Origin of the sequence: Segatella salivae DSM 15606 (assembly GCF_000185845.1) — a bacterium.
Lineage (GTDB): Bacteria > Bacteroidota > Bacteroidia > Bacteroidales > Bacteroidaceae > Prevotella > Prevotella salivae.
Map to the genome: position 1 here is coordinate 836,661 of NZ_GL629647.1, position 11,722 is coordinate 848,382.

The window sequence follows — 11,722 nt, forward strand, 5'->3', positions numbered from 1 at the left end:
CAATATGATTTATAAGTATTATCTGTATAAACAATGAATGAAATAACAAGCATGGGAAATGCAGATAGTAAATGTTATCAACCTTTAAGCTGTCTTCTAAGATATGCTTTATATAACATGTGCCACCAACGAGATATAGGTCTCCCCCATATCGTTTCTGATGGGAAATCAAAAGCAAAGTGAAGATTACGATAAATCTCTATAAAATACTGAGAATATACGGATTTTCCTGCAAAAGAATAACGCTTATCATAAAATCCGAAATTACCACTTTGCATCATTTCTGAAACTAATAATTTCCCTATACGACCATTTGGAGGTAATAACAAATATTCTTCGGACATCCCAAAGATATCTTTCATAACATACATTACAGCTGAAGCAAATTTATACATGCCTGTTCGTTTAAACCAACGAATTGTATCTTTACATTCCGTTTCAGTGAAGCCACGTTTTAAAAGATAATAATAATCTATCATTTGCCTTAGTCCTATCCCTTCGAAAAAGAAGTGATGCATGAGGTGAGACATTTGAAATACCCGATTAAATTCGTCTGTTAAGGTGTATATCTCACCTAAATTATCCGGTAAAATAGTATGCATATTAAATTGAGCATCTCTACATGCTGTGAAGAAATGTCTCAATTTATATTCATGCCAAAGATTACCCATGAAGGAAGGAAAGAAATGTAACTCAACAGGTGTCTTAAAATAAGAGAGTTCTATATGGTGATATCCAATCTCACCCCTATTATCTAACGAGCGAGAATAACGTATAAGGTCTATTGTTTTTGCATCAGTCCATAAATCAATATCACCCGGTGTACGCATATATGGCTCTGGATACATCAAAGCATTTGTTTGTCCTTTCAACACACAACTACGAACACCAAAACGTTCCTTAAATAGTTTTGTCAATGCAACAGCATCTTTATATACTTGTCTATTTGCTTTTTCTATAAGCAGACTTGTACTATACCATTTAAAAATTTGAGTTCTGTTGGGGTGTGGAACTGAATCAGGGAGTTTCTTTATACCATAAAAAAGTACACCAATTATCGCTTGTTTCTTTCCAAATAGATATAGTTTATCCCAATCGATTTCGTTAAGATTATCAGGAATCTTACCATCTTCTTCCAAACAAAATCTAAGAAAATCGAAATAAGCCCTAAACGAATCGTGACCTTTATTTCCCATTAAAACTTTTTATATTCTAATTATCCAATATATGATTATAAATGTGTATCTAACTGTGAATACACAGAATTCTGCGAGATATATTCTGGAACTATTTCTTTCATCTTTCGAACAATACTCATTTCATCAAAAGATTTTGCAAGTTCTATAAGCTGGTCAATCTCTGAACTAACTTGATTAAAGTCGTATTCCTTAACTTTTGCTATCCTAATCTTCTTGTGGAAACTTGGTAAAGTGTCTTCTGCATTACCCAAGACCTCTTCATATAGTTTCTCACCAGGACGCAAACCTGTGTATACAATCTTCACATCTTTAGCTCCACTCAATTGAATCATGCGATGAGCCAGGTCAGCAATTCTCACAGGCTCACCCATATCGAAAACAAAGATCTCACCTCCTTTTCCATGAGTTCCTGCTTCAAGTACAAGTTTACAAGCTTCAGGAATCAACATAAAGAATCGAATGATGTTCGGATCTGTAACAGTTACAGGGCCACCTGCCTTTATTTGCTTCTCAAACAAAGGTATAACCGACCCCGTAGAACCCAATACATTGCCGAAGCGTGTAGTCACAAACTGAGTCGGAGCCTCTCCTTTCATGCCACCATTATTATAATCGTTCAAAATCTTTTCATTCAAAGCTTGCGTATAAATCTCACAAATTCGCTTCGAACATCCCATTACATTGGTCGGATTTACAGCCTTATCTGTGCTAATCATGACGAATTTCTTCACACCATACTTCACACTTAAGTCTGCAACTACCTTTGTTCCATATACATTATTCTGTATACTTTCGCTCGGATTATCCTCCATCATGGGCACATGTTTGTAGGCTGCTGCATGAAAAACATAGTCTGGTCTGAACTCGCTGAATAGCTTTTCCATTCGCGATTGCTTAGTAATACTGGTGAGAACTATCGTACACTTAATGTCTGGATACTTATTCTTCATCAAGAGTTTAATATCATGTTGTGGAGTTTCTGCTTGATCAATCAGCATCATACTACATGGCTTAAACGACGCAATCTGACGTACCATCTCACTTCCGATACTACCAGCTGACCCTGTGATTAAAATCTTCTTATCTTTCAACATGTCACCAACAGACTTCAAATCTACTGAAATCTCGCTCCGAGGTAACAGGTCATTAATGCTCACAGGCTGTAGATCCTTCACATCACTTTCAGCCCCCCACTCCTTCGTTTCAGGCAACATCAAAATCTTTATGCCTGCATCAATCAACATATCCTGCAAAAAATGGTCATTACGAAAACGCTCATTCTGCAATGGAGAGACGAGAACCGTAGAGATATGTCCCTTTTCTAAGAACGCACGTAACCCCTCGTTTACTTGATAAACGCGTTCACCCAGCAACAAATGCGACTTGTATTGCGGGTTATGACTGATAAAACCTTTCAACAAATAGCGTGATGGTTTCTCATTACGAATGCTCTTTGCCAAGCCGATTCCTCCATCTCTAACACCATAAATCAATGTTTTTGAGGCACCATCATTAGCAAATGAAATGTCATAGACCGATTTTATTAAAACACGTGCAGTCCACATAGCCATCGTTGCCACTACATACATGGCCACAAGTTGGCGTCCTTGTAAACGAACAAAATCTAATTCCCAACTATAAATGACATAATGCATCACCTCAGCTACACCTAATGACACAACCATAGCATAGCCCACACGCTTTAAATCAACAAAACTTGAGTATCGAATGATGCCTGAATAGGTATGAAAAAGCTTAAAACCGATAAGGTTAAAGCACATATACATACATATCGTTTTCGACAACAGCTCGATATTTTTCAATGTTACTGCACCACGATAATACATCCAAAACACAAAGATTCCTGACAAATAGCAAATCAAGATATCCATAGCAAGGATGGCCCAATAAGGCAAAGAGCGCTTGGTAAAATACCAATTTGTTAATTTATTGAATACTATCATACGATAAAAGATTATAGGTTTAACAAAGAGAGTCCTTGATTATGCTCACAATCCGTGCCACATCATCATCTGTAACCATAGGACCACTTGGCAAACAAAGGCCTTGACGGAACAAACTTTCACTCACTCCATTGATATATGCTGGTGCATCTTTATAAACAGGTTGCTTGTGCATAGGTTTCCAAAGCGGTCTACTCTCGATGTTGTTTGCATCAAGACAAACACGCATTGCCTCAACATTGTCGTTTGGTTCACAGTCGGTATGTGCTGTTAACGCCTGATGTACAACACCAGCGGCCCCACCAACGGCGCCTTTAACAATGGTTTTATAAGCATTTTCCTGTCCTTTGACTTTCACATCTGGGGCAATTGTAATTGTATTCAACCAGAAGTTACTACTCATTTTCGCGTCTGGATTGTCATGAAACTCTATTCCATCAACTTGTTTAAAGGCTTCCCTATAAAGCTCAGCGATATGTTGATGATGTTTAATATGCTCGTCAAGTATCATCATTTGGCCTCTACCTATACCAGCACAGATATTACTCATGCGATAGTTATAACCGATTTCAGTGTGTTGATAATATGGATATGACTCACGAGCTTGCGTTGCAAAATACATTATTCTGTTATAGCTTTCTTCATCAGGACATACTAACGCGCCCCCACCCGATGTCGTAATCATCTTATTTCCATTGAAACTTAGCACGCCAAATCGCCCAAACGTGCCCACCATTTGACCATTATAACGTGAGCCAAATCCCTCTGCTGCATCTTCAATTACAGGGATATCATAACGTGAAGCAACGTCTAAAAGTTCTTCGATTTTACCCGGCATACCATATAAATAGACGGGAATAATGGCCTTAGGTTTACGTCCTGTCTTCGCTATTCTGTCTTTAATCGTCTCTTCAAGAAGTTCAGGAGACATGTTCCATGTTTCGCTTTCAGAGTCTACAAACACAGGAGTTGCACCCAAATATGTTATAGGATGGGAAGATGCACAGAAGGTAAATGTCTGCACAATGACCTCGTCTCCGGGGCCAACGCCACATGCTATCAGAGCCAAATGAACTGCAGCTGTACCAGCAGATAGGGCTACTACTCGTTTATTTTGCCCCATATATTGCTCTAAATCCTTTTCAAATCCATTCACATTTGGGCCTAATGGTACCACCCAGTTCGTATCAAAGGCTTCCTGAATAAACTTCATTTCATGGCCACTCATATGGGCCAAACACAACAAAATACGTTTCTGTGTCATATTATAGAATTCTTACAATCAATAGAAAATAACTATTAGTATAATTACTATTTCTTCTCTGTCACTACGCGAGATATTCATCGCGCTCAAAATACAAAATAATCAAGTCCTGACAAATTTAATATTGCGAAACGAAGACTTGTAATTTGCCTTTCGTGCGCACTGATATCCCACTTTCTAAACTTTCATATCTGAATCTTATATGATTTTACAAAGTTAGATTTTTTTAATGTAAAATGCAAATTTATACTTAGCTTTATCGAATTAAAAACATATTTTTAAACAAAAATTAGAATGGAATCATTAATTCAGCACTTGTTAAACACAATAAGAGAGCAAGCTCACCATCATTTGATATTCATTCGACGAATGAAGAAAAGATATCCACACATCAAGTAAATTCTGTAAAATTAAGGTCTAATATTTAACATTTTATTTTCTCTTGAAATAGAGAAATAAACATTGAAAAAAAGACTTTAAATTCCCCTTTCTTCAACTTTTATCAAAGAAAAGAATGTACCCTCGTTGCAATCTAAGGCAAATCACACTGCTAAATCTGTCATTCTACACGACAAAACCCATGTAATTAAACCCTCATTTGGCGCAAAACGCATGAATCTTTCATGTCATTTTACAATTTATTTCAGTGTTAATCTTATAACACCCTGACTATAAACATTTTATAAAACACAAGAAAACTGGAATTCTTTCACCCAGCATAACTCCTCAATAAGAATGAGAGTATTCTATAAGATAAATTGTAAAGTTATATGATAAGATTTAACATATTTGCTTTGAACCTACAAACCTCTGTAACGGCTATAAGAAAATATGATGAAACCATTATTCTGATAGAAAGTAAACCACTATCAATCATCCAATAAAACATTCACCAATGCTACTTTATCACAATCTTTCGACCTTGAGATATGTATATTCCTTTGGGCAAAGTTCTTAGTGAAGTACCAACAAATTGCCCCTCGAGCGTATAGATTTTAGCAGACTCGGTCTTGAAAGTACTTGGGATTTTTATTATTGATAATATCTCTTCCATAGAAAAAGCCTTAGCATTGAAGGTCTCACTACTTGTAAAACTCCATCGAAACGCTTTCATATTAATCTTTTCATCAGCTTCTTGCTTATACAATTTACTATCTCCAAAGAAATAAGTTCCTTTCTTTGGCCTATATTCATCAGCCTTATAAACGCCATGACACGTAATCCCTTGTCTCGGATATACTAAAGAAATATCCTGATTATAAGACAGTTTCACAAGCCCAAAATCATGGATATCATCTTCAACTGCATCCACCTTACCACAAAGAAGATAAGGTTTGTTCGCCTCCAATGGTCCATCCACCTTCTTAAAATGCAGCTTTCCGTCAGATATTCCCATTGGAAGGTAGGCTAAAGCTCCCTCTCCAAACACCTTCTTATAATTATCAACCTTAAATGGAAGTATTAAGGTATTGAAGCAATCAGACTTGAAGTGGCGTTTCAAACGAACATGAGCAGTTGTATGAATGCTATAAATATCGAGTGTATCACACAGCAATAATGATGCATTTTCAAGTTGATAGAATGATACTGGCGATGTTGTTACATCATTCTTTCCAAGCAAATAGCGACCTGAATTTTTATCATAACGGATTTTTTCTCCTCCAATTAGCGCCTCAAGTTTATCATTTTCTTTCTTAAATGAAAGAATATTATGGTTATTTGGCATATAATTGAGCTTCAGAAAACCCTTATAATCTTTATCAGCACATAAGTAACGACGATTAACCCCCATGCGTTCAGAGGTCAGATTCCGTACATACCAGCCATCTTCGTGACGTTCAAAACACAATAAATCGCAATAAGGAAGAAGGTCACTAAGTTTAGTAGAGGGCTTATTTCCCTCTTTTATACCTGATGAGAAATAATAACTTGCATTGAATAATTTATATTGTGACCCAAAATATTGATTGTCTGCATAACCTGTCATGATATAGATTCCTCCATCTACCAGCTGACTTTCGTCTGTAAGTTCAGTCATTTTTACAGAAGAATCGTCTTGCCCCATCACATAGAAAGGACAAAAGTAGATCATAAGGAATAAGAAAAAATAGTGTTTCATGTTATAGATTTTTAAGTGATTGTTATAGCGCTTCGCAACACCAACGTGTTACTTTGAGCATGATTGCCATGCCAGGAATCTCTTTTAACAGATAGTATTTTTTGTTGGAACGCACCAATCGTCCTGTCAGCCCTTTCAAAGGACCATGTTTCACAAGTACTTTATCTCCCTTTTTCAAGTGTGCCTGTTGTTCACTAAGAAACTTTTTCATCGTTAACTCAGGGTTACACATGGCCTGAAACTCATACATTTGATGAGCAGGAATCTCTGAATAACGCCGGTCTTCGCGTGTTTTTGTGACAACACTCATCTTATATGACGACTCGGTAACTATCTTTTTGATTTCCTTTTCGCCTCTATCCTTCTTGATAAACAGCAGATTGCGCACAACAGGACGAAGCACGTGTTTGATATGATGGTCGCTATCTTCGACATCAACATACTCTTCTGGAATAAAGACTTCAAACTGATTTTCCTTAAGAAATTCAGCAACCGCCTTCTGACGAACAGTAAAAAGTCTGATAGCATACCACGGACGATTATCTCGTTCGTCTTCGTCTGTCGACAAATTGGCACGCAACGACTCCTTGAGTGATGAGTTTTCTTCTAACATTGGCTTTCTAATCAAAAAAGATTAAAACTCACTTGTAAAGTGGAAACGAATGTTCTTGAAGTCTTGTTGCGCCATAGAGAGTACATAACTACTATCTGCAAGGAAGACATCCCGTCCCTCTGTATCTTTTGCCATGTACTGATACTTGCGCTTCTTAAAGTTATCTAACTCGGTCACATCATCGGCTTCAACCCAACAAGCCTTATAAAGGTGAACTGGTTCCCAACGACATTTTGCATTATATTCATGCTCAAGGCGATATTGTATAACTTCAAACTGCAACTGACCAACCGTTCCCACAACCTTGCGTCCATTGAATTGGTTGACAAAAAGCTGTGCAACACCTTCGTCCATCAACTGGTCTAAGCCCTTCTGGAATTGCTTACTCTTCATTGGATCGTCGTTTTCGATATACTTAAACAACAGCGGAGAGAAGCTGGGAAGGCCGCGGAAATGAAGCAATTCGCCTTCAGTGAGCGTGTCACCAATCTTGAAAATACCATTATCTGGCAGTCCAACAATGTCGCCAGGATAGGCTTCTTCCACAGTACTTTTACGCTGCGCCATGAACTGAGTGGGGGAAGAGAAGCGCACAGTCTTGCCTTGTCTCACATGAAGATAAGGCTGATTACGTACAAATTTACCTGAACAAACCTTGCAGAAAGCTATACAACTGCGATGGTTTGGGTCGATATTGGCGGTAATCTTGAATATAAAACCAGTGAATTTGGATTCTGTTGGTTCAACCATTCGCTCTTCTGCTTTCGTTGGTTTGGGGCTTGGCGCGATGTCAACAAAGCAGTCTAACAACTCCTGTACACCAAAGTTATTGAGAGCCGAACCAAAGAAAACGGGGGCAACCTCGGCACTTCGGTAGGTTTCTTTAACGAAAGCAGGATATACTCCATCAACTAACTCAAGATCATCTCCCAGTTGTTGTGCTTCACGTTCACCGACCTTTTCGTCCAACTCTTTGGAATTGATGTCTACAGCAACCTTTTCCGTGACACGCTGCTTATTGGGTGTGAACAGGTTTAGTTGCTGTTCATAGATATTATAGACACCTTTGAAACGCTGACCTTGCCCTATTGGCCATGAGAGAGGACGCACTTTAATCTGTAATTCCTCTTCAAGTTCGTCGAGTAAATCAAAGGGATCACGCCCCTCCCGGTCCATTTTATTGATGAAAATGATGACAGGAGTGTTGCGCATTCGACACACTTCCATGAGTTTTCTCGTTTGAGCCTCAACACCTTTTGCACCATCTACGACAATGATTGCAGAGTCAACAGCTGTCAAAGTGCGGTAAGTATCCTCAGCAAAGTCTTGGTGTCCCGGCGTATCAAGAATGTTAACCTTATATGGTTCTCCTGATTCTCCATCGGGAAGATAGTCGAATTCCATAACAGAAGTAGACACAGAGATACCACGTTGCTTCTCTATGTCCATCCAGTCTGACGTTGCTGTCTTGCGAATCTTATTGTTTTTAACTGCTCCGGCCACTTGAATCTGTCCACCGAAAAGCAGGAATTTTTCTGTTAACGTAGTCTTACCTGCATCCGGATGGGATATAATGGCGAATGTACGTCTTCTTTGTATCTCGTTCATATCAATTCTGTTACTTTGTATTACATGCTTTTCCGCAAGATGATATTATTGCAAAGCAGCAATACACTTCCTCAAACTATCTGTCCAATAAGGAATAGTTATACCGAAAGTATCTTTTATTTTGGACTTATCAAGTACTGAATAGGCGGGGCGTTTCACTGGACTTGGGAATTCATCACTGTGACAAGGTTGGATGTCGCATGTAGTATGACCAGCCATTTGAGCGATAACCTTAGTAAAATCATACCAGGAACACACTCCTTCATTACTGAAATGGTAGATTCCTTCATTGTTATCAAACTTTCTGTTTTCTATGATATCATAAATCACATCGGCAAGATCTCCAGCATAAGTTGGTGTGCCACACTGATCAAAAACAACCTTTAATTGAGGTTTTGTAGCTGTAAGTGAGAGCATAGTCTTAACAAAATTCTTTCCAAACTCAGAGTATAGCCATGCCGTTCTGATAATGATATGCTTTACTCCTGTAGCTAAGATACGCTGCTCTCCATGCAATTTTGTCTGTCCATACACCCCTGTCGGACTTCCCTTTTGGTCTTCTCGGCATGGAGTATTATAGGGGTCGCCCCCGAAAACATAGTCTGTGCTGATGTGAACCAATAGGCCTTCAACCTCTTTCATAGCCATAGCAAGGTTCTCTGGAGCCTTAGCATTGAGCTGTTCTACGATATCTCCCGCTGTCTCAGCTGCGTCAACATTTGTCCAAGCAGCACAATTGATAATACACTTCACATCTAATTGAGCTACCATCTGACGAATAGCATCAAGATTTGTGATATCCAATTTCTCATAACCATCACATACATCTGTGAAGATATAATGGTCTTGACTATGTTTGGAAACCTTTTGTATTTCGTTACCCAACTGTCCGTTTGCACCCGTAACTAAGATATTCATATATTTTTAGGTCCTTTATATCGTTTAGTATAATCTATTCTTCACCGAAATCCAAGCCTTCTGTTTCATTTTTCAGATAGTAATCGCTTAGCATTCCTATAAAAGTTGATATCTCTTTAATAGCATGTTCTGTTTCAGGAGATATCTCTTTTTTCTGCATTCTCAACATCATAATACCATAAAGTGCATCAAGACATGTTTCGATTTCACTTATATTTTTGTCTCCTTTACCACGTAATTCAACGATAAAGGGTAGCACTTTATAATACTCTGCGTTATAAATGGGGAACCTATTACTCTGTAATAAGCGTTGATGAAGGTCTACTAAATCACGAACAATGATATCATTGATATTGAGATGGCCCTGATCTCGCTTTCCTTCTTCATTCATCATGCGAACCAAATTACCAAACCAGTCAATCTCATCTTCCTTTTGTTCGTCGGTATAATCGGTAAATTTACTGATATATGCCTTACGAATCAAAGGAAGAGAACAGCCCATTGCTCGGATGATATCTTCTATCTGCCACATATAAAGCAGATATTCTGCGATAGATTTCTTTCTTAATTGTTTTGCTATAAACATGTTGAATAAATACTGTTTGAGTCGATTTTATTCCTACATCAACGAAGCAAGTTCGGGAAGATGATACAAATTAAAGATTGTACCAACAAGCGCTATCAAAGAAAATATAATAACTATGCAGCCAATTACCTTGTTAATGATAACTATTCCGTTATCATCAAACTTACCACGAATCCTATCTACCAACCACGTTAGACCGTACCACCAAAGCAATGCGCCAAATAACACACTTATATATCCCACGCACATTTCAATCTTATGGGCAGGAGTAACGAATGCAAACAAGGCAAATAGCATCATAAAATAAGGCACAATAAGCAAATTACTGAATGTAACAACAAAGGCAGTCAAGGCATTATGCCATAAGGAACCACGGTTATTACCATTACTTGTATGTGCATTTTGCATAGGATTGCTACGGAAACTATAGATACCAAAAAGCAAAATAAGCACTGCTCCAAATATCTGTAAATAGAATTTTGTATTTGGATTTTTCACGAAATCAATTACAAAACTCATTCCAACACCTGTAAGAATAGCATAAATCAAATCACTTAATGCTGCTCCTACACCCGTTACAAATCCAAACCAGCGTCCTTTCTTAAGGGTACGATTAATACATAGAATACCAACTGGGCCCATAGGAGCCGACGCTAATATTCCAATAACGATTCCCTTGAATATGAGTTCCAAGATATCTATTTGAAAAGGGAGTGACATATCCATACAGGGCACAAAGTTAAAAAAAAAAGCAGATTGCAAAAAGCAACCTGCTTAAATATGAAAAATTTATAATTCCCAACCAACGGCACTCGCTCCAAGCACTGCTGCACTTGAACCTTCGAGACCACTAATCAAGAACTTTGCCTTATTCTTAAACACAGGAAGCACATGTTTGTTATAACTTTCAAGCAAAGGATTCATTAACAAGCTTCCCGCTTTCGTCAAACCACCAAAGAAGATAAAGGCTTCAGGGCTTGAAAATGCAGTGAAATTAGCACATGCTTCGCCTAACATCTCTCCGGTAAACTCGTATACTCGGTTGGCTAAAGCATCACCCTTTTCAGCAGCAATACTAACATCCAACGATGTAATATCATCTGCATTCATATCTCGAAGCAATGAAGGTTCATCACTCTTTGAAAGGAACTCACGTGCAGTACGAGCCACACCGGTTGCTGAACAATAAGCTTCAAGGCAACCATTACGGCCACATCCGCATGAACGTCCATCGGTTGGACGAACTATTACATGGCCTAACTCACCGGCAAACCCGTCACAACCATAGACCATTTGACCATTAACAACGATTCCAGAGCCTACACCTGTACCCAAAGTAATAACGATAAAGTTCTTCATTCCACGCGCAACACCATAAGTCATCTCACCAATGGCTGCCGCATTTGCGTCATTTGTCAAGCCAACAGGAATGCCTCCGAGTCGCTTACTGA

Annotated in this window: 10 protein-coding genes; all 10 read right to left on the reverse strand. The window is 38.3% G+C overall.

Going from position 1 to position 11,722, the window contains the following annotated elements:
- Positions 1-77: 77 nt before the first annotated feature.
- Positions 78-1,196 carry a nucleotidyltransferase family protein gene (locus tag HMPREF9420_RS03495; protein WP_007134054.1) on the reverse strand — a complete coding sequence of 373 codons (1,119 nt, stop codon included), beginning with the start codon at positions 1,194-1,196 and terminating at the stop codon, positions 78-80.
- A 35-nt stretch (positions 1,197-1,231) separates the two neighbouring features.
- Positions 1,232-3,163, reverse strand: coding sequence for a polysaccharide biosynthesis protein (locus HMPREF9420_RS03500; RefSeq protein ID WP_007134055.1), 1,932 nt, complete (start codon positions 3,161-3,163; stop codon positions 1,232-1,234).
- Between the two features lie 19 nt (positions 3,164-3,182).
- A complete protein-coding gene (locus HMPREF9420_RS03505; RefSeq protein WP_007134056.1) occupies positions 3,183-4,427 on the reverse strand; it encodes a DegT/DnrJ/EryC1/StrS family aminotransferase in 1,245 nt (414 codons plus the stop codon).
- 898 nt (positions 4,428-5,325) lie between these two features.
- On the reverse strand, positions 5,326-6,546 hold the full coding sequence (locus HMPREF9420_RS03510) for a hypothetical protein (RefSeq protein WP_044078740.1): 1,221 nt from the start codon (positions 6,544-6,546) through the stop codon (positions 5,326-5,328).
- A gap of 22 nt (positions 6,547-6,568) precedes the next feature.
- Positions 6,569-7,159, reverse strand: coding sequence for a UpxY family transcription antiterminator (locus HMPREF9420_RS03515; RefSeq protein ID WP_007134059.1), 591 nt, complete (start codon positions 7,157-7,159; stop codon positions 6,569-6,571).
- A 21-nt stretch (positions 7,160-7,180) separates the two neighbouring features.
- Entirely contained in the window at positions 7,181-8,767 is a 1,587-nt protein-coding gene (locus tag HMPREF9420_RS03520) for a peptide chain release factor 3 (RefSeq protein WP_007134060.1), read from the reverse strand.
- A gap of 45 nt (positions 8,768-8,812) precedes the next feature.
- Complete coding sequence (gene rfbD, locus HMPREF9420_RS03525; protein WP_007134061.1) at positions 8,813-9,685, reverse strand: dTDP-4-dehydrorhamnose reductase; 873 nt, start codon at positions 9,683-9,685, stop codon at positions 8,813-8,815.
- 34 nt (positions 9,686-9,719) lie between these two features.
- Positions 9,720-10,271 (reverse strand): DUF4924 family protein, encoded by a 552-nt coding sequence (locus HMPREF9420_RS03530; RefSeq protein WP_007134062.1) that lies wholly within the window; start codon positions 10,269-10,271, stop codon positions 9,720-9,722.
- A gap of 33 nt (positions 10,272-10,304) precedes the next feature.
- Entirely contained in the window at positions 10,305-10,997 is a 693-nt protein-coding gene (locus tag HMPREF9420_RS03535) for a LysE family translocator (protein WP_007134063.1), read from the reverse strand.
- A 63-nt stretch (positions 10,998-11,060) separates the two neighbouring features.
- Positions 11,061-11,722, reverse strand: a 662-nt coding sequence (locus HMPREF9420_RS14565; protein ID WP_007134064.1) for an ROK family protein, incomplete at its 5' end; no start/stop codon positions are given.

Excerpts from the sequence above, each read along its gene's own strand:
- HMPREF9420_RS03495 (WP_007134054.1), bottom strand. The coding sequence starts at position 1,196 with ATGGGAAATAAAGGTCACGATTCGTTTAGGGCTTATTTCGATTTTCTT.
- HMPREF9420_RS03500 (WP_007134055.1), bottom strand. The coding sequence starts at position 3,163 with ATGATAGTATTCAATAAATTAACAAATTGGTATTTTACCAAGCGCTCT.
- HMPREF9420_RS03505 (WP_007134056.1), bottom strand. The coding sequence starts at position 4,427 with ATGACACAGAAACGTATTTTGTTGTGTTTGGCCCATATGAGTGGCCAT.
- HMPREF9420_RS03510 (WP_044078740.1), bottom strand. The coding sequence starts at position 6,546 with ATGAAACACTATTTTTTCTTATTCCTTATGATCTACTTTTGTCCTTTC.
- HMPREF9420_RS03515 (WP_007134059.1), bottom strand. The coding sequence starts at position 7,159 with ATGTTAGAAGAAAACTCATCACTCAAGGAGTCGTTGCGTGCCAATTTG.
- HMPREF9420_RS03520 (WP_007134060.1), bottom strand. The coding sequence starts at position 8,767 with ATGAACGAGATACAAAGAAGACGTACATTCGCCATTATATCCCATCCG.
- rfbD (WP_007134061.1), bottom strand. The coding sequence starts at position 9,685 with ATGAATATCTTAGTTACGGGTGCAAACGGACAGTTGGGTAACGAAATA.
- HMPREF9420_RS03530 (WP_007134062.1), bottom strand. The coding sequence starts at position 10,271 with ATGTTTATAGCAAAACAATTAAGAAAGAAATCTATCGCAGAATATCTG.
- HMPREF9420_RS03535 (WP_007134063.1), bottom strand. The coding sequence starts at position 10,997 with ATGGATATGTCACTCCCTTTTCAAATAGATATCTTGGAACTCATATTC.